The 25,980-nt window shown below is 35.8% G+C and carries 24 protein-coding genes; 14 read left to right on the top strand and 10 right to left on the bottom strand.

Features of this window, described 5'->3' with window-relative positions; translation table 11 throughout:
• The first annotated feature begins 31 nt into the window (after positions 1 to 31).
• The 8 genes from CSC80_RS15290 to CSC80_RS15325 all read left to right on the top strand — a co-directional run bounded on the left by CSC80_RS15290 (position 32) and on the right by CSC80_RS15325 (position 7,338).
• Complete coding sequence (locus CSC80_RS15290; protein WP_099192946.1) at positions 32 to 631, top strand: DUF6642 family protein; 600 nt, start codon at positions 32 to 34, stop codon at positions 629 to 631.
• 121 nt (positions 632 to 752) lie between these two features.
• A complete protein-coding gene (locus CSC80_RS15295) occupies positions 753 to 1,325 on the top strand; it encodes a Crp/Fnr family transcriptional regulator (RefSeq protein ID WP_074674040.1) in 573 nt (190 codons plus the stop codon).
• 118 nt (positions 1,326 to 1,443) lie between these two features.
• Entirely contained in the window at positions 1,444 to 1,926 is a 483-nt protein-coding gene (locus CSC80_RS15300; protein ID WP_099192947.1) for a cupin domain-containing protein, read from the top strand.
• Between the two features lie 32 nt (positions 1,927 to 1,958).
• Positions 1,959 to 3,056, top strand: a complete 1,098-nt coding sequence (locus CSC80_RS15305) for an L-dopachrome tautomerase-related protein (protein WP_099192948.1) — start codon at positions 1,959 to 1,961, stop codon at positions 3,054 to 3,056.
• Positions 3,057 to 3,188: 132 nt separating this feature from the next.
• On the top strand, positions 3,189 to 4,127 hold the full coding sequence (locus CSC80_RS15310; protein WP_099192949.1) for a cyclase family protein: 939 nt from the start codon (positions 3,189 to 3,191) through the stop codon (positions 4,125 to 4,127).
• A 25-nt stretch (positions 4,128 to 4,152) separates the two neighbouring features.
• Entirely contained in the window at positions 4,153 to 5,361 is a 1,209-nt protein-coding gene (locus CSC80_RS15315) for an MFS transporter (protein ID WP_099192950.1), read from the top strand.
• An 8-nt stretch (positions 5,362 to 5,369) separates the two neighbouring features.
• Positions 5,370 to 6,311: an aldo/keto reductase gene (locus CSC80_RS15320; protein ID WP_343224353.1), complete on the top strand. Its 942-nt coding sequence runs from the start codon at positions 5,370 to 5,372 to the stop codon at positions 6,309 to 6,311.
• Positions 6,312 to 6,366: 55 nt separating this feature from the next.
• Positions 6,367 to 7,338, top strand: a complete 972-nt coding sequence (locus tag CSC80_RS15325) for a TIGR03571 family LLM class oxidoreductase (protein ID WP_099192952.1) — start codon at positions 6,367 to 6,369, stop codon at positions 7,336 to 7,338.
• 127 nt (positions 7,339 to 7,465) lie between these two features.
• Here CSC80_RS15325 and CSC80_RS15335 read toward each other — a convergent pair whose 3' ends face one another.
• On the bottom strand, positions 7,466 to 8,344 hold the full coding sequence (locus tag CSC80_RS15335) for a LysR family transcriptional regulator (protein WP_236973412.1): 879 nt from the start codon (positions 8,342 to 8,344) through the stop codon (positions 7,466 to 7,468).
• A gap of 110 nt (positions 8,345 to 8,454) precedes the next feature.
• On the opposite strand from CSC80_RS15335, the gene CSC80_RS15340 reads away from it, so the two are divergent.
• From CSC80_RS15340 to CSC80_RS15365, 6 genes are all read left to right on the top strand, one after another.
• On the top strand, positions 8,455 to 9,363 hold the full coding sequence (locus tag CSC80_RS15340; RefSeq protein WP_099192954.1) for a DUF1338 domain-containing protein: 909 nt from the start codon (positions 8,455 to 8,457) through the stop codon (positions 9,361 to 9,363).
• A 400-nt stretch (positions 9,364 to 9,763) separates the two neighbouring features.
• The gene (locus tag CSC80_RS15345; protein ID WP_099192955.1) at positions 9,764 to 10,141 is read left to right on the top strand and encodes a metalloregulator ArsR/SmtB family transcription factor; all 378 of its coding nucleotides are present in this window, start codon (positions 9,764 to 9,766) and stop codon (positions 10,139 to 10,141) included.
• Complete coding sequence (merTP, locus tag CSC80_RS15350; protein WP_099192956.1) at positions 10,138 to 10,725, top strand: mercuric transport protein MerTP; 588 nt, start codon at positions 10,138 to 10,140, stop codon at positions 10,723 to 10,725. Before CSC80_RS15345 ends, merTP begins: the two co-directional genes overlap by 4 nt.
• A complete protein-coding gene (locus CSC80_RS19720) occupies positions 10,725 to 10,934 on the top strand; it encodes a GDCCVxC domain-containing (seleno)protein (protein WP_099193379.1) in 210 nt (69 codons plus the stop codon). Before merTP ends, CSC80_RS19720 begins: the two co-directional genes overlap by 1 nt.
• A 613-nt stretch (positions 10,935 to 11,547) precedes the next feature.
• Entirely contained in the window at positions 11,548 to 12,867 is a 1,320-nt protein-coding gene (locus CSC80_RS15360) for an ATP-binding protein (protein ID WP_099192957.1), read from the top strand.
• The gene (locus CSC80_RS15365; RefSeq protein WP_099192958.1) at positions 12,833 to 13,621 is read left to right on the top strand and encodes an RloB family protein; all 789 of its coding nucleotides are present in this window, start codon (positions 12,833 to 12,835) and stop codon (positions 13,619 to 13,621) included. Before CSC80_RS15360 ends, CSC80_RS15365 begins: the two co-directional genes overlap by 35 nt.
• Before the next feature lie 1,468 nt (positions 13,622 to 15,089).
• Here the strand turns inward: CSC80_RS15365 and CSC80_RS15375 are convergent.
• The 9 genes from CSC80_RS15375 to CSC80_RS15415 form a co-directional block, all read right to left on the bottom strand.
• Positions 15,090 to 15,887: a CPBP family glutamic-type intramembrane protease gene (locus CSC80_RS15375; protein ID WP_099192960.1), complete on the bottom strand. Its 798-nt coding sequence runs from the start codon at positions 15,885 to 15,887 to the stop codon at positions 15,090 to 15,092.
• Between the two features lie 65 nt (positions 15,888 to 15,952).
• On the bottom strand, positions 15,953 to 16,783 hold the full coding sequence (locus tag CSC80_RS15380; protein WP_099192961.1) for a class I SAM-dependent methyltransferase: 831 nt from the start codon (positions 16,781 to 16,783) through the stop codon (positions 15,953 to 15,955).
• Positions 16,784 to 16,804: 21 nt separating this feature from the next.
• Positions 16,805 to 18,577, bottom strand: coding sequence for an efflux RND transporter periplasmic adaptor subunit (locus tag CSC80_RS15385; RefSeq protein WP_099192962.1), 1,773 nt, complete (start codon positions 18,575 to 18,577; stop codon positions 16,805 to 16,807).
• Positions 18,578 to 18,579: 2 nt separating this feature from the next.
• On the bottom strand, positions 18,580 to 19,071 hold the full coding sequence (locus CSC80_RS15390; RefSeq protein ID WP_180268629.1) for a DUF305 domain-containing protein: 492 nt from the start codon (positions 19,069 to 19,071) through the stop codon (positions 18,580 to 18,582).
• Positions 19,072 to 19,083: 12 nt separating this feature from the next.
• Positions 19,084 to 19,791, bottom strand: coding sequence for a PepSY domain-containing protein (locus CSC80_RS15395; RefSeq protein ID WP_071342650.1), 708 nt, complete (start codon positions 19,789 to 19,791; stop codon positions 19,084 to 19,086).
• Between the two features lie 8 nt (positions 19,792 to 19,799).
• On the bottom strand, positions 19,800 to 22,310 hold the full coding sequence (locus tag CSC80_RS15400; RefSeq protein ID WP_099192963.1) for a heavy metal translocating P-type ATPase: 2,511 nt from the start codon (positions 22,308 to 22,310) through the stop codon (positions 19,800 to 19,802).
• Between the two features lie 213 nt (positions 22,311 to 22,523).
• Positions 22,524 to 22,979, bottom strand: coding sequence for a heme-binding domain-containing protein (locus CSC80_RS15405; RefSeq protein WP_099192964.1), 456 nt, complete (start codon positions 22,977 to 22,979; stop codon positions 22,524 to 22,526).
• The gene (locus CSC80_RS15410) at positions 22,980 to 23,564 is read right to left on the bottom strand and encodes a DUF3347 domain-containing protein (RefSeq protein ID WP_099192965.1); all 585 of its coding nucleotides are present in this window, start codon (positions 23,562 to 23,564) and stop codon (positions 22,980 to 22,982) included. It abuts the gene before it with no gap.
• 28 nt (positions 23,565 to 23,592) lie between these two features.
• Positions 23,593 to 25,923, bottom strand: coding sequence for a multicopper oxidase domain-containing protein (locus CSC80_RS15415; protein ID WP_099192966.1), 2,331 nt, complete (start codon positions 25,921 to 25,923; stop codon positions 23,593 to 23,595).
• Between the last annotated feature and the right edge of the window lie 57 nt (positions 25,924 to 25,980).

Raw genomic sequence — 25,980 nt, forward strand, 5'->3', positions numbered from 1 at the left:
GTATTTCATATTCCCCAAATAATACAAAAGCTTGCTAGAAAAAAGACGACAATTACCCCAAACCCAATTAACAGATGAAGACCATTTCATATACTGTTTAGAAGGTGTCGATGATATCGAAAATGAATTACTGACCGAAGCGCAACAGAGCTTGGAACAATTGGCCATGAAATATGGTATTGCAAGTATTTATAAAACATGCGATACTATTGAAGGTCTGGAAGACAGTCTAAACGCACTGGTCTTAGATGATCATAATTTTAAGGATTATGAAATAATCTATTTGGTCATGCATGGCGAAGCCAATAGTATTTGCCTAAACGATTACTATTACACCTTACAGGAAATTGCGGAGATTTTTGAAAGCCGATTAAAAGGCAAGATCCTGCATTTCTCCAATGCCAAAATTCTAGATTTGGACGAGGATGAAGCCCAGTATTTTTTGGACATCACCAACGCAAAAGCTGTCTCTGGCTATGGTAATGCTTTCAACGGCGTTAGCAGTGCCAACCTAGATAAAGCCTTTTTTAATCTTTTCAAAGAAGATGATAATATGTTCGATGTGGTAGAGGAGCTACACCAAAGACATTACAATATCTGTAAAATGTTGGATTTTAGGTTGTATTATTAATTCAGTAAGAGCGCCGAGCATATAAATACTAATTTTCCTTTATTATCAGTTTGCTTTAGTTATCAATAACTAGGGTGATTATTTTACTTGGGTATTTATTAAAGAAAAGTATTTTTGTTTTATGGAAGACAAGTTACAGTTACTAAGACAACATTTTGAGGAAATCGTTTCTTTAACTGATGAGGAGTGGAACTTTGTACAATCACACTTTGAATTTAAAAGTCTTAAAAAACACCAATTTTTAATACAAGTTGGGCAGCCTGTAGACTTTGAATATTGGATTATCAAAGGTTTGGTAAAAGCATATTCCATAGACGAAAAAGGCAAAGAACACATTCTTCAATTTGCTATGGAAGACTATTGGGTGAGTGACCATTGTGCTTTTCAACATCAAGAACCGGGAACCATTTTTGTTGATTGCCTTGAAGATTCCGAGTTTTTCTGTTTATCCCTAGAGAACAGGGAAAAGATTTGCTTTGAAGTACCTGCGGTTGCCAATTTTTTCAGAATTAAATCCAACCACGGTTATATCAATCTGCAACAAAGAATCCTTTCATTGCTTACTATGACCGCGGAAAGCAGGTATGAGTACCTATTAAACAAACTTCCAAAATTGATTCAACGCGTTCCTAAAAAATTAATCGCTTCTTATTTAGGCGTATCCAGAGAGACTTTAAGTCGTTTTAACAGCTAAAAGTGACCTAAATCACTTTTCAAGATTGATATACATCACAAAAAATCCGTGATGTATGTCCTCGCACACCCCTTGGTTTTCATAGAATTTTGTATCGAACAATTAAATACAATGTACTATGAAAACTACAAGAACACTTTTTCTATTATTTACGGTAATTGCCATAGGTTTTAATGCCTATGCGCAAGAAAACAAAAGACCCTTAATGGGTAACGCCTACGGTATTATTAATATTGATGAATACGTAACACTACTACCTAAAAGTCATAATGGTATCATCAAAGACATCAGATTATTAGATCGTGAACACGCAGGTGTAAGAATCTTTAGGTTGTATGACGAAGTGCCTATGCACTACCACGCAAAATCTGATGCTTACCTCTATATTTTAAATGGCAAAGCAGAATTTTATGTTACCGATAAAGGTCCTGTTGTTGCAGGAAAAGGCGACTTACTTTTTTGGGGCAAAGGTACAGCACACGGAAACGGAAAAATTTTAGAAGGTCCGTTAGACGTGCTCGTTTTTGATGCCATTGCCAGAGACCCAAGCGATGTAATCTGGGTAGACCCTTCAACCCAAAAGAAATTTTTAGGCAACTAATTAAATCATATTCACTTTTATAAATAATAACGATGAAAACAATAACAATTATAAAAACAGTCTTGTTCGCACTTGTAATGAATTTTACACTATTAGCACAAGCACAATTAGAAACGATAGCAACATTTCCAGAATCAAGACCAGGAAATATAACGGTGTCTAACGACGGAAGAATATTTGTAACAATGAGTGCCTTAAGTGCTTCAAAGTATATGGTGAAAGAAATTTTACCTAATGGAGAAGCTATTCCTTTTGGAGATAAAGAATGGATTGTAAAACCAGAAAACGGAAGTATAAAAGGTATCAATTCAACTATCGGAATACAAGCCGATGCTAACGGAATACTTTGGGTGTTGGATATGGGTAATGTGAAACAAAATCAGGTTCCAAAATTGGTGGGTTTTGATTTGGTAACCGGTAATGTAACAAAGGTTTTTCCTATTCCGAATACGGTATTGTCAACAAAACCTTTTTTACAAGATTTTGTGATTGATGTGAAAAACAACATTGCGGTAATTGCAGATATGACCGATGCTTTAAATCCGCCAATTGCACCTGCTTTTGTAGTGATAAACTTAGAAACAGGTTATATAAGACGAGTTCTGGAAGGGAATGCTTCATTTTTGTCGGCAGATGAACCAGTGAAAATTCACGGAAGATTGGTCTCTCATAAAAGAAAAGATGGTACTACCATACAGCCAAGATATCCTTTAAATCCAATTTCTATAGATGACAAAAACAATTTCATCTACTATGGTGCAATGGGGAATACCAAAATTTACCGTATTCCATCTGCTGTATTAGCGGATGAAAGTAAGCAAGATAGCGACCTGAATAAGTATATCGAGTTTTATGCCAACAAACCAAAATCTGACGGATTTAAAGTGGGTGTAAACGGTAAAGTATATGTCACCGATGTTGAAAATTCAGCTATTGTAGAAAGTACGCCTTCGGGAATGAAAACCATTGCACAATCTAAAAAAGACCTGTCTTGGCCAGATGGTGTTGCTATACACGGAAACTACTTGTATATCGTGGCAAATCAGCTTCATAATCTGCCTTTGTTAAATGAAGGAAAAGATGCCAGTAAACCTCCGTATTTGGTGTTAAAAATGAAGCTTCAAGATTAAATAAAATTAAAAGTAAAGTGATGTATGAGCAGTGTTAAATGTGACATACATCACTTTAAAATGGTGATGTACATCCTCGCACACACTTGGCTTTAATCGGAAATTTGTATCAGAAATTAAAAATATAATAAAATGAAAACAATAGTAAATACTTTAAAAACAATGGCGTTAGCAGCTACACTTTTTACTGCTTTAAGTACAAACGCACAACAAGTACCAACGTCACCTTATGGAGCAGACGATGAAATTGGTGCACTTAATCTTTTAAATGAAGAAACGGTTTTAGATGCCGTAAAATTGGTTAAAAAAGGAAAAGTATACCGCTTAGGAATGGTGGTAAATGCAGAAACCGCAGCTTTCCGTCACAGATACTTTCATATTGAAACTTTACAACCAGAAACTGCCGCTGCAGGTTCTAATAAATTCACCTACGTAGATGATCAATTGATTGGTTGGACAGGTGTTGGATCTCAAATAAACGGATTGGCACATTACGGTAGAGACAATGTGCATTATAACGGACATAAAGTAGAAGATTTTTTAACCGTTTCTGGTGTAAAAAAATTAGGTCTAGAAAAATTACCTCCAATTGTTACTAGAGGTGTTGTGCTAGATATGCGCTCATACTACAATCAAGATATTGTAAAAGAAGGTACTGTTTTTACAGTTGAAGACATTGAAAAAGTAGCCAAAAAACAAGGCATTGAAATCCGTAAAGGAGATGTGGTTCTGTTTTATACAGGATGGACCAAATTAATGGGTAAAGATGACAAACGTTACCTAGCTGGCGGACCTGGAATTGGTACTGAAGCTGCACATTATTTAGGTAAAAAAGGAATTGTTGCAGCAGGTGCAGACAACTGGTCTTTTGAAGCAGTACCACACGAAAATAGCGCACTGTCTTTCCCTGTAAATCAAATGATGGCAACTGAATACGGTGTACAAGTATTGGAAAATATTCTTGTAGATGAGTTGGTAGAAGATAAAGCTTGGGAATTCCTTTTTGTATTAGGTCACCCTTTATATGAAGGCTCTACGCAAGTACAAATAAATCCTGTTGCCATTAAATAACAATAACATAAAACGATTATAAATTATGGAAACATCAACAATACATAGAGATACTACGGTAGCCAAAAAGAAGAGTCTACCAGCCGCATTATGGGCATTGACCATAAGTGCATTTGCCATAGGAACAACGGAATTTGTAATTGTAGGTTTATTATCTACCGTTGCAAGTGACCTAGGCACCTCATTAACATCAGCAGGGTTATTAGTAAGTCTGTACGCCATTGGTGTTGCCATTGGTGCTCCCATTTTAACTGCCTTAACAGGTAAAATTCCTAGAAAACAATTATTAATGGGTATTATGTTGCTTTTCATCATTGGTAACGGATTAGCAGCTATCTCTCCAAGTTTTGAATTGTTGCTATTATCAAGAGTGGTAACAGGTTTTGCGCACGGTGTATTTTTCTCTATCGGTTCTACCATTGCAGCTAGTTTGGTGCCTAAAGATAAAAGAGCAACTGCAATTTCTATAATGTTTGCTGGTCTTACAGTAGCTATTGTAACTGGTGTGCCTTTAGGAACATATATCGGTCAGAATTTTGGATGGAGAGCAACCTTTATTGGTGTTGCCCTATTAGGATTAGTAGGTGCAATAGCTAGTTTAGCGTTGGTGCCTAAAAACATCAAACAATCAGCGCCATTACGTCTTATAGACCAATTAAAAGTGATCAAGAATCCGTCTATTTTATTGGTATTAGCCATTACCGCATTTGGTTATGGAGGTACGTTTGTAACCTTTACCTATTTAACTCCTTTGTTGGAAGAAGTAACCGGTTTCTCTTCAAATATGACCAGTATATTCCTTTTAATTTATGGTATTGCCATCGCAATTGGAAATATCATAGGTGGTAAAGTCTCTAACAACAAACCAGGAAAAGCCTTATTGGTAATGTTTGCTTTACAAGCTATAGTGTTGTTTGTATTATACTTCACCGCTTCTAGTCAGATTTTTGCCATCGTAACCCTATTTTTTATGGGAATCCTAGCGTTTTCAAACGTACCGGCATTACAATTATATGTCGTAAAAATGGCTGAAAAATACTTACCAGGAACCGAAGATGTAGCATCTGCCTTAAACATCGCAGCGTTTAATGTTGGAATTGCCATTGGTGCCTATGTAGGCGGAATGGTTGTAGAATCGAGCTTAGGAATTGAAGCGACTCCTTGGGTAGGTGGTATTCTAGTAATTGTAGGATTCTTGTTGACCCTAGTTTTATTCAAAAAAGAAAAAATATAAATAATATAATGATGACTACATTAAAATTTAGAAATAACGACAAAATGCCAATTTTAGGCTTAGGAACTTTTAGATCTGAACCTAATGAAGTGTACAATGCAGTACTTACCGCAATAAAAATGGGATACAGACATATAGATTGTGCTGCAGCTTACGGAAACGAAAAAGAAGTAGGTAATGCTATTGCTGAAGCCATAAAACAAGGTTTGGTTACGCGTGAAGATTTATGGGTGACTTCCAAATTATGGAATGCTTCTCACGGTGAAGAGAATGTGATTCCTGCGCTACATCAAACTTTAGAAGATTTACAACTAGAGTATCTAGACCTGTATCTTATCCACTGGCCTGTCGCTCTTAAAAAAGGAACGGAAATGCCAGAAAAAGCATCTGATTTTGTTCCATTATCAGAAGTGCCATTAACCAATACTTGGAAAGGGATGGAAGCTGCTTTAGAACAAGGACTTGCAAAGCATATTGGCGTGAGCAATTTCAATGAGAATCAGTTGAAAGAAATAATAGCGACTGCAGTGCATCAACCAGAGATGAATCAAGTAGAAATGCATCCGTTTTTACAGCAAGAAGCATTACAATCATTCTGCGTACAAAACGATATGCTGCTCACCGCTTACGCACCATTAGGTTCGCTTGTAGATAAAAATTCCAAACTACGTTTGTTGGAAAATGATACGATAAAAAACATCGCCAACACAAGAAATATGTCGCCTGCACAAGTCGCATTGGCATATACAATACAACGAGGCATTGCGGTAATTCCTAAATCTATAAATGAAGCGAGATTGCTTCAGAATTTAGAGACGTTAAACCATACGCTCACCGAAGAAGATATGTCGTTGTTGAAAGATTTAGACAAAGGACATCGCTTTATTGACGGTAAATTTTGGGAAGTTGAAAACGGACCATACAAAGCAGATCGTATCTGGAATGCTTAAACATATTGTTCATCAGGTGTCTTAAAGGATACCTGATGAATTTAAAACACACACTATGAATCCATTTGACAAACTTTACAAACCAGGTAAAATGACACTTGGTATAGAGTTTCCTTTAGATAACGATTGGTCAACCGAAGGAAATCGCAAACGCTTGGAAGACAACAGACCTTTTGGAGTACCCGATATTTCCAATCATTTAGCATTGGCACAACAAATTGATGAAGCAGGATTCTCCGCTTTATGGATGCGCGATGTTCCGGTGTACGACCCTAACTTTGGCGATGGTGCACAATTGTTTGACACCTTACCATACTTGGGTTATTTAGCTGCAGCTACCAAAAACGTTTTGTTGGGTACGGCAGCAATAGTATTACCATTGCAACAGCCTATAAAATTGGCAAAAGCTGCTGCTACCATAGAAAATTTAAGTGATGGCAGACTTTTGTTAGGTTTGGGATTGGGCGACAGACCTGTGGAGTTCCCGATGTACAATATCGATTATAAAAGAAGACCTGAAATCTTTAGAAACAATCTTGATATCATTAAAGAAGCTTGGAAAACTAATAGCAATTTAAAATCTAAATACAATTATTTAACTAACGGTATAGAAGTTTATCCTAAACCGAAAAAAGACATTCCGCTTGTAATCGCTGGTCATTCCGGACAAAGTATTAATTGGATAGCAAAAAACGCACAAGCTTGGTTTAATTATCCAAGGCCGGTAGCGGAAACTTTAGAAAACAGAAAATACTGGTGTAATGCTTTGTACGATGAAGACCAAGCAGCAAAGCCTTATATCTCGGCTATACATTTAAACCTGTCTAAAGACGACAATGCTACTTTTAAACCACAACGTTTTGGTGGTACGGTAGGTATCAATCATCTTACCGAATATTTAAAAGCATATGAAAATGTAGGAGTCAACCATATGGCTATCAATCTAAGAAAGTCTGAAACACCCGTAAGTGAGGCTATTGCTAAAATTGAAGAGGTTGTATTACCGGAGTTTTTGAAGGTTGATTAAAAGGCAAAATTCTTAATTTCTACAACATAATGATAATATGTTCGATGTGGTCGAAGAGCTACACCAAAGACATTACAATGTCTGTAGGTTGTTGGATTTTAGGTTGTATTATTAGAATAGAACTGCCTTACAGCATCTCCAGAAAAAAGGGTAAAGCCAAATTTGTATTTTTTTGGGACCAAACGGCAAACAGCTCGGTTTCCTGAGGTACATTATTCAGTTCAATGAATTTAATTTTAGTATTGTGGTCATCCCTAAGGGAGTTGGGTACTATAGAAATACCCAATCCGCCTTCCACTAGCTTAAAAATCGTAGGGGCATGAATTGATCGATGCGATATTTTAGGAGCAAATCCATAATCGTTACAAAGCGCTACAATTTGGTCATAGTACATTTGACTATTCTCGTTTGGCAATAAGATGAAAGACTCATCTGACAATTGCGACACATCCTTAAAATTACATGTAGAAATTGCATGATCTCTTGGCAATACCAAAGCGAATTTTTCTTTAAAGACCGACTTGATTTTCAGTGTAGCGGGAACAACATTAGAACGTATAAATCCAATATCAATTCTGCCTGCTTCTAAAGCGGAAAGCTGATCGGTGTTACTAAGATCGTTCAGGTAAAATTCAATATTCGGGTGCGTTTCGGTAAATTTCTTTATAATAGTGGGCAAGTATGTTTGCATGGCAGAAGCTACAAATCCAATTTTAAGCAATCCTTGTTTGCCAGAAACTGCAGATTTCCAACGTTCCATGGATACGGTAGCCTGATTTTGTATCAGCACAGCCTCTTGTTTAAAAAGAATTCCCTCAGCACTTAAACGCACCTTTCTATTGTTGCGTATAAACAGACTTTTTCCCAAAATAAACTCTAAACGCTGTATTTGTTGGCTCAGGGCAGATTGTGAAATGTACAATTTCTCTGCCGCCTCACGGTAGTGTAATGTATCTGCCAACACCAAAAAATAGTGGAGATGTCTAAATTCTAATTGATTAGTCATACTTATCAATAAATGTACAATGTTAATTGTTAATTGTCAAATTAGATAAGAACTTTGTAAAATAATTACATCAAATTAATTGCATAATTAGTTTTTAATACCTGGTTGCTATGAATTTTCAACAAAATACTTCTTTAGATAAAGTGTTGACCGCTTTGTTTCTTCCCTATAAAAAAAGCGTTACCGATGTAGAAAAAATCTCCAAGGCAATGATCGATGCCGATATGATTTCTAACGAAGATGAAATCGTTAATGACCATATTGCTTTTCGTACCTTAGGTGTTCCTAATTTAGGAATTTCTTCTTTTGAAAAGATATTTTTGCACTACGGATACACCAAAATGGACTCCTACTATTTTCCAGGTAAAAAACTAGATGCCTATTGGTATGCACCGCCAAGCCCGGAGTATCCTAGAATTTTCATTAGTGAGCTAAGAGTACAAGACCTATCTAGTAAAGCGCAAAGTATCATTTCTGAATATACCAACGCCATCAACACAGACCCTATAGATACCATTGATTTGGACGATACAAAGGCAGTTGGTGACTTTTTCTATCAGCCGTTATGGAAATTGCCAACCTTAGCCCATTTTCAACAATTATCGGAAGAAAGCGAATATGCCGCTTGGGTCATCTACAATCGTTATTATTTAAATCACTACACCATTAGTGTCCATGATTTGCCTTCCCCATATAATTCATTGGAAGTATTTAATGAGTTTTTAGAAGAATTGGGGATTGTGCTTAATACCTCTGGGGGAAAAATAAAAACCAGTAAGGACGGTTTATTACGCCAAAGTAGTTCGGTAGCCGAAATGGTAGATGCCACTTTTGCCCATAACGAAATCATGAAAATTTCAGGTAGTTATGTGGAATTTGCGGAGCGATCCATATTGCCAGAATTTGTCTCTTTAGACAAGAATGAAATACAAAGAGAGCATAGAAGGGAAGGCTTTGAAGCTGCAAATGCAGATAAAATCTTTGAGAGCACTTATTTGGAGCAAACTTCCAAGAAGTAAGAATGTTTACTGTTGATATATTGCTAGCTTGAAAGATTCGCTTAAAGAATATAATTACTTATTACTATTGTATTTAACATCTGATTATACCGCTTTTCTATTTTGTTATTAGGCGTTTTGGCATTTTCTAGGGTAAAGAAGTATTAGATATTATTCTTTTATAAATTTTTTCTAATAGATTCTTATAAAATGTAATAAAACCGAGGTACGAGGTTCATGAACTCCTTTAAAAAACAATAAATATCTTGTGAGTAAACACTTACTAGTGCCTGACGGTAGGAGGGGTGTGTATTCTATTTATGAGTATATGTACGTGTGTGTATGGACAGACTATAGAAGTAATATTTAAATATGTATTTAAGTATTTGCTTAAATAAGTTAATAATTATAAATTTGAACTATGGAAAAAGCCATTTGCATTAGATTAGAAGCCGACGCTAAACAAATAATGAACTGTAGGCAAGTTGTTCAAAAAATGGAAAATTCTTTTGAAGAACTTTCTAACATTTTAAGTTTAACTGGTAACCCTGTTCGTTTAAAGATATTGTATTTGCTGAATCAAGAGGAACGCCTTTGTGTTTGCGATTTAAGTGATATTTTAGAAATGAATGTTTCTGCCATTTCACAGCATTTAAGAAAATTAAAAGACAGAAATATTATTTTCTCCTGTAAGGAAGCACAAACTATATTCTATTCAATTAAGAAAGAAAAAATATCATTATTGGTTCCGTTTTTTAAAATATTAGACAATAATAAAGTTCTAGAAGATAAATTATGAATTTAGAAAAGAAGTTAGTTGGCACAACGATTATAACTGCAATAGCAGCTTCATTATGCTGTATTACGCCAATTTTAGCTTTATTAGCAGGAACAAGTGGAATAGCATCAACATTCTCTTGGATTGAACCGTTTAGACCTTTCTTAATTGCGCTTACACTTTTAATATTAGCAATAGCTTGGTATCAAACCTTGAAGCCAAAAAAACAAAAAATTGATTGCGAATGTGAAAACGAAAAGCCAAAATTTATTAACTCAAAAAAATTTCTGCTTTTAGTTACGTTATTTGCAGGATTAATGCTTGCATTTCCATATTACACTCAAATATTTTATCCAAATACAAATAAGGAAGTAGTTTACGTATCAGAAACTAATGTGAGTAAAGTTGAATACAAGATTAAAGGAATGACTTGTACCGGATGCGAAGTACATATTGAAAGTGAAGTAAATGAACTCAATGGAATAATTGAAGTTAAAGCAAATCACGAAAAAGCGAATACAATTGTCAAATACGACAAAACAAAAGTGACTACTAAAGAAATTAAGGATGCCATAGGAAAAACCGGTTATAAGATTATAGAATGATGGAGGAAATACAATTAAAATCAACAATTACGTGTCCAAAATGTGGGCATAAGAAAGAAGAAGAAATGCCAACAAATAATTGTCAGTTCTTTTATGAATGTGAAAATTGTAAAGAAACATTAAAACCTAAAGAAGGTGATTGTTGCGTTTATTGTTCGTATGGATTAGTTGCTTGTCCGCCAATTCAGAAAAACAAAAGTTGTTGTTAATTATTATGTAAAATAGAGTCTTGAATATAAACTTAGCCTCAAAAATTTAATGCTGTTGTGGCAATCCACTTTTGGAATACGTGATTTTTAATTAATGCAAAAAGGCTATTTTACATAACCCGTGACAAATAAAATTAGCCAGTGACCGATATTATTTGGCGGCGAGATGAAGCGGCTGCCTCAATTAGAATATAGTTGAACTTACCGTAGTTTTGTTTTACATAATTACTTTGTTATAATTCTCCTGCGGACCTTATAACGTAACTATGTAAAATAGCGCGGAAATGCGCTATCCACTAAACTACAATATTTGTACTATAATGTGCCCCGTTATGTAACTTTGCTTGGATAAAGCAAAGTATTTGGCACTTTACTCTCCTTAAATTTTTCTTCTAAATAGTTCTTCTGAAAGGGTAATGGAACACTTATTAACTGACCGACGAGAGGAGGGAGGGCAATGTGTGTGGAATGGTATTCTACTAATAGTTTTCATGTGAACTTTTGTTTAACATGAAATTAACTGTTAATAAAACACAATAAAATTCATAATTATTCATTGTATATAACAAATAAAACATATTTTTACTCAAAACCTGCAAAAAAACCTTTTATAATGCTAGTTCAGTTCTCTGTTAAGAATTACAAAACTTTCCTTGAAAGAACCACCCTAAGTATGGTTGCTTCTAATTATGATAAAACCATCAGAGAGAGAGAAAATGTAAATCAAATGGATAAATTCGATTTACGTCTTTTAAAAAGCTCTGTACTTTATGGTGCAAACGCTAGTGGAAAAAGTAAATTTTATGATGCTCTAAGTTTTGCAAGGCATTACATTATTAATTCTGCAACGGACTACAATGCTGGTGATGAAATACCTGTAGAACCTTTTTTACTTAACAATTTTAGCGAGAAAGAGCCAAGTGAATTCGAGTTCATTTTTATTATTAAAGATGTTCGATATCGCTATGGTTTTGAATTGAATAATGAAAGAGTTATCTCAGAATGGCTTTTTGAAAAAGCAAAAACTAAAGAAATAGAGTTATTCTACCGAGATAACCAAAATATTGAAACCCATTCAAAAAGATTTAAAAAAGCAGGCAGTATAGCTAAACAAGGTTTTGTTAGAGATAATCAGTTATTTCTTTCAAAAGCTACTCAGTTTAATGATGAGTATTCTGAATCTATTTATAATTGGTTTGGAGGATTGAAGACATTATCAGGACTTGATGAATCAAGATTTCAAGGCTATACAATGTCAAGACTTGAAAATAAGAACGATAAGAATAAAATATTAAAACTCCTTAAGGCAGCTGATTTAAATATTGATGATGTAAAAGCTGAAAAGTTAGACATTAACAAAATGCCTGAAAATATGCCTAAGGGATTAAGAGAGCTTATAATAAAAGAAGCAAAAGAAGATGGTAAGGTTGTTTTTACTGATGTGACAACAACAAAAAAGAAATATGATAATGAAGGGAATTTCGTTTCTGACACTTATTTTTCAATGGATGAGAATGAATCATCAGGGACCAAAAAGTTTTTCGCACTAACTGGCCCTATACTAAATGTATTGGAAAAAGGATACGTCCTTATTGTTGACGAGTTAGACTCGAAACTTCATCCTAATTTAGTTAGTGAGATTGTTTCTTTATTCAATTCAAAAGAATCTAACCCTAACAACGCCCAATTAATTTTTAATACTCATGATACAAATCTATTAAGTTCAGGGCTTTTTAGAAGAGACCAAATTTGGTTTGTTGAAAAGAATAAAAAAGGTGAAGGTTCAATTTATTCATTATCGGATTTTAAAAAAGTAAGGCAAAAAGAAGCATTGGAAAGCAATTATTTGCGAGGGAAATATGGGGCAACTCCCTTTTTAAAATACTTTAATAAAATTGATGCTAAATTTATTCAAGAAGAAAATGTTGAATAAAAGGCAAATACAAAGAGCGAATAAGTTTCGTCATTTAGATGAAGTTGGAAGAAATAAAAAACAACGAAGAGAGGAACCAAAGTTAAATCGTCGAAGAGCTTCGAAAACTGCCCTTCCTTTAATATTAATTGCTTGTGAAGGTAAAAATACGGAACCATCATACTTTAATCAATTTGAATTAAAGTCTGTAGAAATTGAGCCGAAAGGCGATGGGTATAGTCATTTATCGCTTGTGCATTGGGCTGAGAAACTAGAAAAAGTTAAATCTTACGATGAAGTATGGTGTGTTTTTGATGCTGACCCTAAACCTGCAGACCCAAATTGGGCACACAACTTCAATAATGCTATCTGGACAGCCGAAAGGAAGAATTATCATGTCGGATATGCCCATCAGGCTTTTGAATATTGGCTCATTTTACATTTTGAAGACCATCAAGGTGGAAGTATAAATCGAACAGATTATAATAAAAAACTAAATCAATTAATAAATCCATTAGGTGCTAGTTTTGACGGAAGCGGCTCGAAAGAAGTGACACCTGAACTATTTGCTCTATTACAAGGTAAGGACCAAGTAACAGGAAAACCAAGAGTTGAATTAGCAATTTGTAGAGCTAAAAGAATTTATGATAAACATGACCACACAAATCCAGCTCAAGAAGAGTCTTCAACAAATATTTTTGAACTAGTTTTAAGATTAATAAATTTTGACAGAGATGATTCTGATAAAATATTAATTGACACCCTTTGTGGTTGATTTCCCCTAATGGTTTTATGGCCTAAGAGAATTTTGGCAAAACAATAGGGGAGAGGAGCGTTAAGAATTTCGGGGGGGGGCTGGTTACAAGAATTTTTGACCGCTACAATTGGTTGTATTGCCTTTAAGCGGTCTTAAGGGTTACAATGGATCCTAAAATTTAGCGACCGACCCGTACATTGTTTCTAAATTCCGATAGCTATCGGAACTGTAAGCCTTGATTTTTTTGTTTCTTTTTATATCAAGAAAAAAAGAAAAGGCACTTAATTGAGATTATAAACCAGTTCAATAATGTAATCGATTTCCCCTGGTTTATCAGTGTAATCCATGATTGTTTTGACGTAGTAGTTGCCTACACCAAATGATAAATCATTGAACCTCTCTAATTCTTCTCTAGGAATCTTATCAAATAAGTCTTGCGAATAGTGAAATATAGAATTTAGCTTCGGAAGCTCATCAAGTGAAAGTATTTGCCAAAATTTATAGGAATCATTTTCCAAATTTTGAAGGAAGTGAAAATGTAATTTATACATATTAATGGTTTTTAGATTATTATTCTAGGCAAATGTAAATTCAATATTTATGCTTTGAAAAAGTCTTAATTTATTTGTGACAGAATCCATTTCTATTTTACATAATGTTAGAAGTGCCTCAAGTAATTGTAGAAACAAAGGATAGTGGTAGCAAGTGTACAGAAATTTCACAAATTAATGCCAGCGCTGCATCTCGCTCAAAATTTAAAAGATTCTCAATCTTCTAAATTTATGCCGTGGCAAGCTACCGAGAATTCTCTGAAAAATTTATTGGCACATAGTTTCTCATAAATCTCATATTTCAAAAGAATCTAAAAGTTTTGCTTTTTTGGCGCCGGCCAAGCGCTGGACAATTGTGTGTAAAATAAATTGCCAAAGCAATTTGATTTTATAAAACAATCGAGCGCTTGGTAGCGGCTATTTTACATAACCCGTAACAAATAAAATTAGCCAGTGGCTGATATTATTTTGCGGCGAGATGAAGCGGCTGCCTCAATTAGAATATAGTTGAACTTACCGTAGTTTCGTTTTTACATAATTACTTTGTTATAATTCTCCTGCGGACCTTATAACGTAACTATGCAAAATAGCGCGGAAATGCGCTATCCACTAAACTACTATATTTGTATTATAATTTATATTATGTAAAATAGACTTTTAAACAACCCCACTACTAGTTACTTATTTTAGCCCTATTATAAACATTGTAAAATCTAACTTATAAGTCCACCAACATCATCTCACCGACTTTTAAATCATCCACAGGATAATTCTAAAGCTCGTGTATGTAATATAGAATATTTAATAACCCACTATTAGTTACATAATTCATCCCCATTAGAAAAATTCAAAATCTAACTTATAAGTCCACCTACATCGTCTCACCGACTTTTCATCCATAGGATAATTATAAGTTCACGTTAGCAAATTCCAAACTAAGAAACCTTTTTAGGTTCTGAGTGAATATTAAGCGGCATAAAATACATAAACACCAACATGATCAGAAAATATAATACGGCAAATATGGTATACGTATAATCACCGGCATCTGGAGAAATTGGTAATAATACCAAAGACATGTTCAACATAGATTGTATCACCAAAACACAAATACCGCTTTTAGTTTTTGAATACACTATGGCACACATACCTGCTGCGCCCATCATATTCAAGAATAAGGGCCACACCGGTAGATCTTCTATAACCCCAACATTGATATAAACAGACGGCAACCACCATAAAGACCATACAAAACCAATAATCTGAGTTGCCAAAAACGGATTTATTTTCTTTGACAGTACACGCACGGCATACCCGATCCAAACCACCTCTCCCAAAAATGCCCATGACAACAAGAACAACGTGAATTTTAAAGTGGGTATATACAATTGGAACTGAAGAAAAGATATATCATTATGGTATATGGCTTTGATCGCTAAGGTGATGAGACCTATGGTAAATGCAAAGAGCAAACTAAACAAATACCATTTAGGGTGTATCTTCCACACTGCCATTGGTCTGAACAAATTCTTGATACCTTCATTGCCCTTGGTAATTTTCACTATAAATACTAACAAGAAAAACAGTGCATAAAACCTACCATTGGTATATGGAAAAAATTCTATAATCCCCTTACTTTTTGCAAAGGTGATCACAAAGTTCAACAATGGCGCCAGGGTTAAAAATACCCAGATTTCATACTTTTTTAAAAAGTTGATCATTTTTGTGGTCATCGGTATTCTCTTAGTTGTGGTTTGGTTATTCGGATCAAATGTAATCTAAAATGTACAGAAACTCCCTAAAGGTTTATGGCGCCGAACACTCCAAAATCGGCTTCTTTTTGCACACCTTCTATTACGGATTGGTACCATAAGCTAAATCCAGTATCTTCAAAAAGCTGTGTGTAGTTATGGGAAAATGACCGCTCTATTCCATAGGGTTGCGAATTTGGGTTTTTAGTGAAATCAACATCTACCCCAATGGGTTCTATGGCAATGAAGATAGTGTTTTTTAAAAGGTTTAAATAGTTAAACAAATGCTTTAATTGTTGTTGTGTAAAATACTCTAAAACACCACCTGAAGTAATAATAATTATATTATCCGTTCCGTTTTCCCTGATCCATTCAGCACCATCTGCAGCTACGAAGTCAATATTTGGATATTGCTGGTATTTTTTTGTGTTAAATTCAATTTGATCAGCACTTAAATCTATACCAATGAATTTTTCTATTTGCGGAAACTGTCTACTCAAATACTCTAGAACCTCACCGTTACCCGTACCTATTTCTATAATGGTATGGTATTTTTCTGGACTGGCTTTAAGAAGCTTTTTAAGCATTTCAAATACAGGTAAGCAATGTGGCAAAAAGAAATTGTTTAATACACTCTCTTTCTCAGAAAAATATTTTCTACCGGTTTGCTCCCAAAAGTTTTTATGATAGTTGGCCAGTAGATTGAAATCTTTATTTTTCTCAGCTTGTTTTAAAAGGGCTGCACGCATTAGCCGCTCATTTAAATTAAGTTCATTACCCACATTAAAACTGATTCCCTTTTTTATGAGAGATTCAGCTTTTTTAGGTTGCAACTGCACTAAAATTGCACCTGTAAATTCTTTAATTTGCTTTTTCATTACAATTTTAAGTTCTAAGATCTATTGAATCACCTGTACTACGCTACCACAGGTTAACATACCACTATCAAAATATGGGTTCCTTATTTCTTCATCAAGACTTAGCCATACCGCACCTTGGTTACTATTGGCCATAGGGCAACGTTGTACGTATAAATTTTCTGAAGGTGATTTCAAATTCTTGGCCATAGCTACCATATGTTCATTTAAGACTACTAAATGTTCCCTTTGTTGTTCTAGATGGCCACTATTACCAATTGCCGAGAACATGGCTATACTTTTTTCCAAATGTTCTTTTTCAAGTGTACCCAAATCCTTTTTTGGTAATGATTCAAAAGCAGCTACAGCTTTTTTGGCCAAAGAAGTAATTTGCTGGGGTTCACCAGAAACAAATGCATCTTTCATTTCCAAATAGGTATGCAAGGCCTTAGAAAAATCATCTTGAAAAGACTTTGAAAATTCCATCTCCATATGAGATGATGTTTCAGCTTTATTACTAGTAGCTTCCATCCCAGTATGATGTTCATGTCCGGTCATTACCCTACCTCCCATTTTGTTCATCATAGATTTCTTACCCTGTAACTGTGCAGCAGCATCAATGGTAAACGTACCATTGGAAACAATTTCCTCTCCATGCTGTAAGCCGCTAGCAATACTTATGTTTTCACCGTTTCTTCCGTTGATCTTTACTTCCCGCATTTCAAAAATGGGTTGATCCACACTTGTTTTTACGTATACCAAAGACCGCTCCCCCGTCCACATTACAGCACTTGCAGGTACGGTTATAATATCCTCATTATGGTTGTTGTCACCAGAGATTTTACCGGTAACGAACATACCCGGTTTAAATAAATCATTTGTATTTTTAAGAATGGCCCTAACAATGACCGTACGGGTGGCATTGCTTAAAATTGGGTCTACAAAAGATACCGTTGCCTCAAATTCTTTTGCAGCATAAGCATTTGATACTACTTTTATTTTCTGCCCAACTTTTAAACTTGATATTTGATTTTCATAAGCATCGAATTCTGCCCAAACCGTAGTAAGGTTACTCACTTTTAATATAGGCTGACCTTGTTTTACGTAGTCCCCTTCCCTAGCCGTAACCTCTGTAACGGTACCGGTTACCGTAGCATAGATCGGAAAATTGTCCTTAACCTTACCTGTAGATTCAATTGCGGCAATTTGAGCATCGGATAATTTCCACAATTTCAATTTGTTCCTCACCGCTTCATATAAAGCCGGTTGAGATTCTTTTAGGGTTGCCGTGGTCAAAAGCTCTTGTTGTGCCGCGACCAAATTAGGAGAGTAAATGGTTGCCAATAGCTGGCCTTTCTGTATCTTTTGCCCCTCATAATTCACATGTAAACGTTCTAAACGACCATCAAAATAACTGGCCTGTACCGCATTATTCTCATCATTGGGTACAATTTTACCGGAAAGTAAAATACTGTTATCCCCAGATGCACCAGCAACCGATCCTACTATCGTTGTTTGAATATTTGCCAAGGCAATGGCATTTTCGGTCATTTTAATTTCGTTGGCCGAAAGTCCGTCCGCACCTGTCTCCGCAGGTATTAAATCCATACCACATATGGGGCAATCGCCTGGTTCTGGCTGCATGATCTGTGGATGCATAGAACAGGTCCACATTTCACTGGATCCAACCTCTTCATGGTCATGATCATTGTGCACTTTTTCACCCGGGGCAGTAGAATTAGTGCCAAATATAAAATAGCCACAAAGCAACCCTACGAACACGGCGGCAACTAGGTAAAGAACATTTTTCTTCATACTTATTTTTCGTTTTCAAGGCGCTTGATCATCGCCTTCATTTCTTCAATTTCCTTTTTTTGTGCTTTGATAATATCATTGGCCAACTTTTTGACCTCTGGATCCTGAATATCTGCACGTTCACTGGTTAAAATTGCAATTGAATGATGCGGTATCATTGCCTTCATCCACAACACATCGCCTACAATGGGCGCTTGTACCCTAACCAAGCCCAAAGCACCTAAAAACAAAACTATACTACCAAAGATGATAACCATATTCTTCTTTCTGTTCTTATACATATTACGCATGGCAAAAAACATGATCAATGCCATGGTAGAAATACCCAAACAACTCATATAGAACCTTGTGAGACTAAAATAAACATGGTCTATAGCATAGGTATTTAAGTACATGGTGATGTACATGGCCACAAACGATGCCCCTAGCATCAGTGCAAATTTTGTATAGTTATTGGTATCCATTTTATGATTTTTATGTTCTTCTGTTTTCATGATTTTTTAGTTTTAATTCAACTTCTTTTTAATTTTCCTAATAGTAGGCGAACTTGTATACCACAGTAAAAATCCGCTACCAACGGTAATCAATCCTAAAAGGGAAAAGGCTCTAAGTATTATATTGTTGAAATTGTCCCTGCCTTGATAATCCATAGTGTGGGTCATCCAAAGAAAATCAAACCAGCGCCAATCTCTATATCTAACTGTTTGAAACCTGCCATTATTGACAGCTACATAAGCCTTTAAGTTTTTATCTGTCTTATAAGAAATTTCATAAGCAGGTAGAGGTCTTCCGCGATATTCATGATGCTTGCCCACAGCATCAATTCTCTGTATTTGCCCAAGTTCTAAGTCAGAAAGCATAAAGCGGTCAGCAACATTTAATGCCTCTTGTTCTGTGAGCCCTTCTTTTATTGCCCCTGTACGTGCATTAAAGAGCTTTGTATTGTTGATCCAATAATACGGTTGCCCAGCAATTTCAAGCAATTCTAAAGTTTTGATAGGTTCTTGAACATCTATTTGGGAGCTTCCTATCAAATTTGAAAAAGATGCCTGTTCAGGAACTACTTTCTTATAATGATCCCCGTGTATTTCATCTATATCCGTCCAACTAAAATACATTCCACTAATAGTCCACATCAAAAACTGAATACCTAAAAAGATACCCAAATACCTATGTGCTTTTCTTATTCTTAATGCCGTTTTACGCTTTACCATTTTATATATCAATCTAAATCCGAACCTCTTAACCTTAATGAATTTGCAATTACCGATACAGAACTAAAACTCATTGCCAAAGCCGCGATCATTGGCGACAACAGTATGCCAAAAAATGGGAATAACACTCCCGCAGCTATAGGCACACCAAGTGTATTATAGATCAGAGCAAAAAAGAGATTCTGTTTTATGTTCTGCATAACTTTATGACTAAGGTTTCTAGCTTTTACAATACCATGTAAATCTCCTTTTACCAATGTGATCATGGCACTTTCAATAGCAACATCCGTTCCTGTGCCCATGGCAATACCCACATCACTTTTAGCCAAGGCAGGGGCATCATTAATACCATCACCGGCCATAGCCACAACCCTACCCTGCTCTTGCAATTTTTCAACTTCATTGAGCTTATTCTCGGGTAACATTTCAGCTTTAAAATCGGTAAGGTTCAATTCACCGGCAACAGCTTGTGCCGTATTGTGGTTATCACCGGTTAACATTATCACCTCTATGCCTTTATCCTGTAGTTCTTTAATGGCCTTTGCACTAGAGGGTTTAATTTTATCACCAATAACAACATACCCTGCCACTTCTTCATTTACCGCTAAATATGAAACTGTTTTACCTTGCTTTTGATGGTCTTGAACTTCTGATTGCATTTGTGACGATACCGATGCATTTGCATATTCCATCATTTTGGCATTGCCTAAATAGAGAGACTTACCGTCTACACTACCCTCTACCCCTTTACCTGTTACAGAATTGAACTGTTCTGTTTTAGATATCTCTACCTGTTTCTCTTTTCCATACTTTACCGTGGCTTGGGCCAGTGGATGCTCGCTGGAGTTGTTCAGAGATGCAATTAGATGTAAAATCTCATTCTCAGTATAATCTTTAGAGAAAACCCCTATTTTATCAACAGTTGGTTTTCCTTCTGTAATGGTACCTGTTTTATCAACAATAAGGGTATTTACCTTATCCATTTTCTCAAGTGCTTCAGCATTTTTAATGAGTACCCCGTTTTGAGCTCCTTTACCAACACCGACCATTACTGACATGGGCGTGGCCAACCCTAAAGCGCAGGGACAAGCAATTATTAAAACTGCTATTGCATTGACCAAGGCATAAACATACGCAGGATCAGGACCCCAGATCGCCCATACTACAAATGTTATTAGGGAAACAAGGACAACCACCGGCACAAAATACCCAGAAACGGTATCGGCCAATTTTTGTATAGGCGCACGACTACGGCTAGCATCGTTCACCATATGAATAATTTGAGATAAAAGGGTATCACTACCTACCTTTTCCGCCTGCATTAAGAAAGATTGGTTTCCGTTTATGGTTCCACTATTAACATGATCACCAACGGTTTTATTTACCGGTATGGGTTCACCAGAGATCATGGACTCGTCCACAGTAGTGTCTCCTTCAGTAATCTTACCATCTACAGGAATTTTATCACCTGGCTTAACTCGTAAAACATCTCCTTTTTCAATGGTATCTATAGCTACTTCTTCCTCTTTGCCATCCACAACTTTTATGGCTTTATTTGGGGCAAGTTTCAATAGTTCCTTTACCGCAGAATTTGTTTTGCTATGTGCCCTGGCCTCTAATACCTGACCCATTAATACCAACGTCAATATCACCGTTGCGGCTTCAAAGTACACATGCACTGCACCGGATTCCGTTTTAAATTGTGCTGGAAAAAAATCTGGAAACAACATACCAAAGACACTAAAAAGCCATGCGACACCGGCACCGATACCAATTAAGGTAAACATATTAAGATTCCATGTCCTTATACTTCTATACGCTCTTTCAAAAAACATGCGCGTAGCATAGAACACCACCGGAATTGATAAGGCAAACTGAATCCAGTTCCATTGTTTCTGGGGCATAACCTTATATAACGGGTTATCCGGAATCATTTCGCTCATAGCAATAATGAATATGGGCAAGGTAAATGCTAATGCGATCCAGAATTTTTTGAGCAATTTCTTATAGGTTTTCTCTTCTGCAGAACTATCAGCCTCCATGGGAACCAAATCCATACCACATATAGGACATGAGCCCGCTTCATCTTTAACTATTTCTGGGTGCATAGGACAAGTCCACTGTTCTGATGATGTAGAAGAGAGGTTCTGTTCTTCAACCAAGTCCATACCACAAACCGGGCAATCACCCGGCTTATCATATGTTTTATCACCTTCACAATGCATGGGACAATAAAAGGTGCCGTTGCCCTTCTTTGATTTCTTTACATGGTTATCTTTCTTAGATACATCCTTATTAAAGTCTTCACTAGAACCATGAATAGAATATGTACCGCCTTCTTTCTTCAGCACGTTCTGAAAAGTCTCTATTGGAATATGCGATTGCATTTCAATAGTTGCCTCCGCTTTTTCTAAATCTACAGATGCATTGGTAACACCATCAACTTTTGAAAGTGTTTGCTCAACATGACTTCGGCATCCGTCACATGTCATTCCGTGTATGTGATAAACGTGTTTCATAATGCACTTTAGTTTAATTTCTTAATCATAAGGTGTAGCATAGAAAACCGATTCTATAACGCCTTACTTGGACTACCATAAATTCAACAATTAATAGGGAACAGCTTAACCTGAACCGAAAAATAATTGCTATTAAACCTTAAAAAATGCCTGATACGGAAGTGATTAAACACTAACCATTAACATAAGAAATACACTTCCTGTACCAGGACTTTATTCTTTACTATCTTTTAACCTACTCATAAAATCAATTACCATTAATTTCTCTTGTTCAGAAAAAATTGCATCTCTATGCATTAGTGTATAGCTATAAAGTGGCATTTCTGAATTTTCAATTTGTTTTATGATAGATTGCAGCTTACTAACCTTTCTTCGATTAGAATATGCTCCCCATTCACTAAAATTCAACTCTACTTTACCTTCATTGATATGATCTTCTAAGAACCATGCCGCTGGTTGCAGTTTACTATACCAAGGATATACTGTGTTATTACTATGGCAATCATAACAAGACACCTTAATCTGTTTTTCAACCTCTAACGGCACTTTGTTCACTTTCATAAAATCAGTATCAAGAATCAAGTTGCTTTCATTCTTATCCGTAGGAAAAAATTGAATAATCCCTAATACAACGAGACCTATGTAGGCTATGAATTTTATCTTTTTCACTTAGTTGATTTCTCTCTGTACTTTACCACATTTTAACATTGAGCTACCATAATATGGGTTAAGTACAGCCTCATTTTTGCTTAACCAAGCTGTACCGCCATCATACATTGGACAAAACTGCTCATACAAGGTATTTTCACTACCTGTAATAGCGATCATATCGGTTATATCCTTACTCAGTATTTTAAAGTGTTCGCGTTGATGGGCTATATCACTTTCCGAAATATGCTCCGAATGTTCTATTGCATCTTCAATAATATCCGTTAAGGTTACCTGTTGACTTTCTGTATATGCCGATCTATTAAGGTTACCCAATGATTTCGCAAGTGCACCGCCTAGCTTTTGGGCTTTATTATTATCATCTTGGACCAAAGCATTCTTTAAGTTGAAGTAATCTTCAAGAATAATTTCTGAGCTTGCATTTTGTTCACTGCCCATAGTCCCTGATTTCCCCATATCCTCTTGCTTTTCTACATTTTCTTTAGCCGAAGGTGTTGACTTTTTATCTGCGTCTTTACATGACACCGTTAACATTATAGTAGCAAGCAATGCTACTGAAACTATACTTCTTTTCTTTGTTTTCATTTTTATTTATTTAATATTCATTATTTGATTAAAACCTTACCGATAATCCTGCTCCCGCTCCAAAACGATTGTCATAACTACCCATTAGTGAAAAATTTCTGGAAAGCATATATTCCGCTCCCGCACTCCACACAGTTTCTGAAACGTAGTCTTTGTTCATTGGAAGGTCATTGACCAACCCTAAATCAATTTGGTATTCATAATATCCGAAAATAGATAGCTTAGGAAATATCATTACACTACGACCAACACCAATACGGGGTCTTAGTTTATTATCTGTACGAACGTCTAAATTAAACAGGTACGGAGTCAAATACCTTACACCTACTACAGCTGTTGTACTTAATTCATCTAAACTATCCTGAATTTCATTTTCCATGTTTACCCCTCCGAATACACGCAAATAATCATGTAAATAATATTCATACGTAACTTCAGCTTCCAAGTTTTGGTTCCAACCATACTCAAGTGTAACATTGAATTGGTTTCTAATATTTGATGTAACCAAATTAAATCCGCTAGTATGGGAAGCCAAATCCGCCATACCCCAAGAATACCATTCATTTGTTTCATCAATAATTTTGGAGACCGGAAAATCCTTCATTCTAGAATCTCTAGGTGTATCATAAGAAACTACCCTAGCCATACCCCCCATCATATGGTAAAGTATATGACAGTGAAAAAACCAATCACCGTATTCATCGCCATCATTACCATAAAACTCTATGGTAACCTGTTGCATGGGCGGTACATTTACAGTATGCTTTAAAGGTGAATACTCCCCATTATCATTGAGTACCCTAAAAAAGTGCCCGTGCAAATGCATAGGATGGTGCATCATGGTAAGATTATTGAAAGTAATACGAGTTACCTCTTTATTGTTTATCTTAATATTGTCGGCTTCAGATAATGGTACTCCATTCATACTCCAGATATACCTGTTCATATTACCCGTAAGATTTAATAATATTTCTTTGACGGGAACATTTTTGTCGTAGCTAGTTTTTTCAGGCGACTTTAAGTAATCATAATTATATTCGGCAAACATATCCATACCCTCCATTTGCATTGCTGGCATAGTCTGCTCTTTTTTCATATTCATTCCTGACATATTAGAATGATCCATAGACATTGACATTGAGTCTTTGGTCATATTCATACCAGACATTGGTTTATCTTTCTTCATATCCATTTCTGCCGTTTTTGAATGCTCCATTTTATCCATTTGCATTCCATATTCGGCCTTGATCTCAAAACGCTCATCTTTTTTAGGACGAAACTTCAAGGCATGAGCCCCCATTTTCATATCCATTTTTGCCATTTTCTGCATCATCCCGATTTTATCGGGTCTAGGAATTGTAGGAGCAGGTAAAATTCTGCCAGTACCAAGAAACGCGGATGCCGTTCCCGATCCATCTTGCGCCATAATCTTGAATTCTATTTTGCCCTCTGCAGGAATAGTCACAATAAAATCATATGTTTCTGCTATCCCTATAAATGTTTTATTCTTTTTAACTGGTACTACGTCAAGACCGTCGGCCGACACTAACAACGGATCACTGCCCCCAAAGGTCATCCAGAATGATGTAGATGCTGCCCCGTCTATAATTCTTAAACGCACTTTTTCGCCAGGATTAAACTGGGAATATTCAATACTTTCTTCCCCATTAATTAAAAAAGCTGGGTAATATACATCTGCAATATCGGCACCTTCCATACGTTGTCGCCAAAAATCTAATTGCGCCCCAAAAGCCCCACGAGAAATAACTTGATTCAAGGGTGTAGCCGTTCCCTTTTTAATGCCATACCATTCATTTCCACGTTTAAGGTTTCTAAGTACGTTCATAGGTTTTTCATTAGTCCAGTCAGAAAGCACCAAAACCAACTCCTTGTCATACTCTAAAGTTTTTTCCTTTGGTTTTATAACAATAGAACCATAAACACCACTTTGCTCTTGTAACATAGTATGGGAATGGTACCAATAGGTTCCACTTTGCCTTATTGGAAACTCATATTTTTGAGTATGTCCCGGTTCTATAGGCGGCGTGTTCAAATATGGTACTCCATCATAATAGTTTGGTAGCAATAGACCATGCCAATGCACAGAAGTCTCTACACTCATTTCATTTTTTACATATATAACCGCGTAATCCCCTTCTGTAAATTCTAAAGTTGGACCAGGAATTGTACCGTCAACGGTCATACCCATAACATCTTTTCCCGCCTTATTAACAGTAGCCTCACGTAATGTAATCGTGTGCTCTCTTACTGGAAGATTATTAACGTTACCTTGTTCTTCTTGACCATAAACTCCATAAGTCAAGGCTATTAAAAACATTAGTATTTTATTGATTTTCATATGCTAGTTTTTCCAAATAAAATTATGCACTAATTAAAATTTATTGTGTCATAATTA

The sequence above is a fragment of the Maribacter sp. 6B07 genome (genome assembly GCF_002700155.1).
Taxonomy (GTDB): Bacteria; Bacteroidota; Bacteroidia; order Flavobacteriales; family Flavobacteriaceae; genus Maribacter; species Maribacter dokdonensis.

What these genes read in the sequence shown, in the direction of transcription:
- CSC80_RS15415 (WP_099192966.1), bottom strand. Translation starts at nt 25,923, where the DNA reads ATGAAAATCAATAAAATACTAATGTTTTTAATAGCCTTGACTTATGGA.
- CSC80_RS15300 (WP_099192947.1), top strand. Translation starts at nt 1,444, where the DNA reads ATGAAAACTACAAGAACACTTTTTCTATTATTTACGGTAATTGCCATA.
- CSC80_RS15295 (WP_074674040.1), top strand. Translation starts at nt 753, where the DNA reads ATGGAAGACAAGTTACAGTTACTAAGACAACATTTTGAGGAAATCGTT.
- CSC80_RS19720 (WP_099193379.1), top strand. Translation starts at nt 10,725, where the DNA reads ATGGAGGAAATACAATTAAAATCAACAATTACGTGTCCAAAATGTGGG.
- CSC80_RS15335 (WP_236973412.1), bottom strand. Translation starts at nt 8,344, where the DNA reads ATGACTAATCAATTAGAATTTAGACATCTCCACTATTTTTTGGTGTTG.
- CSC80_RS15340 (WP_099192954.1), top strand. Translation starts at nt 8,455, where the DNA reads ATGAATTTTCAACAAAATACTTCTTTAGATAAAGTGTTGACCGCTTTG.
- CSC80_RS15365 (WP_099192958.1), top strand. Translation starts at nt 12,833, where the DNA reads ATGCTAAATTTATTCAAGAAGAAAATGTTGAATAAAAGGCAAATACAA.
- CSC80_RS15305 (WP_099192948.1), top strand. Translation starts at nt 1,959, where the DNA reads ATGAAAACAATAACAATTATAAAAACAGTCTTGTTCGCACTTGTAATG.
- CSC80_RS15380 (WP_099192961.1), bottom strand. Translation starts at nt 16,783, where the DNA reads ATGAAAAAGCAAATTAAAGAATTTACAGGTGCAATTTTAGTGCAGTTG.
- CSC80_RS15310 (WP_099192949.1), top strand. Translation starts at nt 3,189, where the DNA reads ATGAAAACAATAGTAAATACTTTAAAAACAATGGCGTTAGCAGCTACA.
- CSC80_RS15320 (WP_343224353.1), top strand. Translation starts at nt 5,370, where the DNA reads ATGATGACTACATTAAAATTTAGAAATAACGACAAAATGCCAATTTTA.
- CSC80_RS15345 (WP_099192955.1), top strand. Translation starts at nt 9,764, where the DNA reads ATGGAAAAAGCCATTTGCATTAGATTAGAAGCCGACGCTAAACAAATA.
- CSC80_RS15400 (WP_099192963.1), bottom strand. Translation starts at nt 22,310, where the DNA reads ATGAAACACGTTTATCACATACACGGAATGACATGTGACGGATGCCGA.
- CSC80_RS15410 (WP_099192965.1), bottom strand. Translation starts at nt 23,564, where the DNA reads ATGAAAACAAAGAAAAGAAGTATAGTTTCAGTAGCATTGCTTGCTACT.
- CSC80_RS15375 (WP_099192960.1), bottom strand. Translation starts at nt 15,887, where the DNA reads ATGACCACAAAAATGATCAACTTTTTAAAAAAGTATGAAATCTGGGTA.
- CSC80_RS15395 (WP_071342650.1), bottom strand. Translation starts at nt 19,791, where the DNA reads ATGGTAAAGCGTAAAACGGCATTAAGAATAAGAAAAGCACATAGGTAT.
- CSC80_RS15385 (WP_099192962.1), bottom strand. Translation starts at nt 18,577, where the DNA reads ATGAAGAAAAATGTTCTTTACCTAGTTGCCGCCGTGTTCGTAGGGTTG.
- CSC80_RS15360 (WP_099192957.1), top strand. Translation starts at nt 11,548, where the DNA reads ATGCTAGTTCAGTTCTCTGTTAAGAATTACAAAACTTTCCTTGAAAGA.
- CSC80_RS15325 (WP_099192952.1), top strand. Translation starts at nt 6,367, where the DNA reads ATGAATCCATTTGACAAACTTTACAAACCAGGTAAAATGACACTTGGT.
- CSC80_RS15315 (WP_099192950.1), top strand. Translation starts at nt 4,153, where the DNA reads ATGGAAACATCAACAATACATAGAGATACTACGGTAGCCAAAAAGAAG.
- CSC80_RS15390 (WP_180268629.1), bottom strand. Translation starts at nt 19,071, where the DNA reads ATGAAAACAGAAGAACATAAAAATCATAAAATGGATACCAATAACTAT.
- merTP (WP_099192956.1), top strand. Translation starts at nt 10,138, where the DNA reads ATGAATTTAGAAAAGAAGTTAGTTGGCACAACGATTATAACTGCAATA.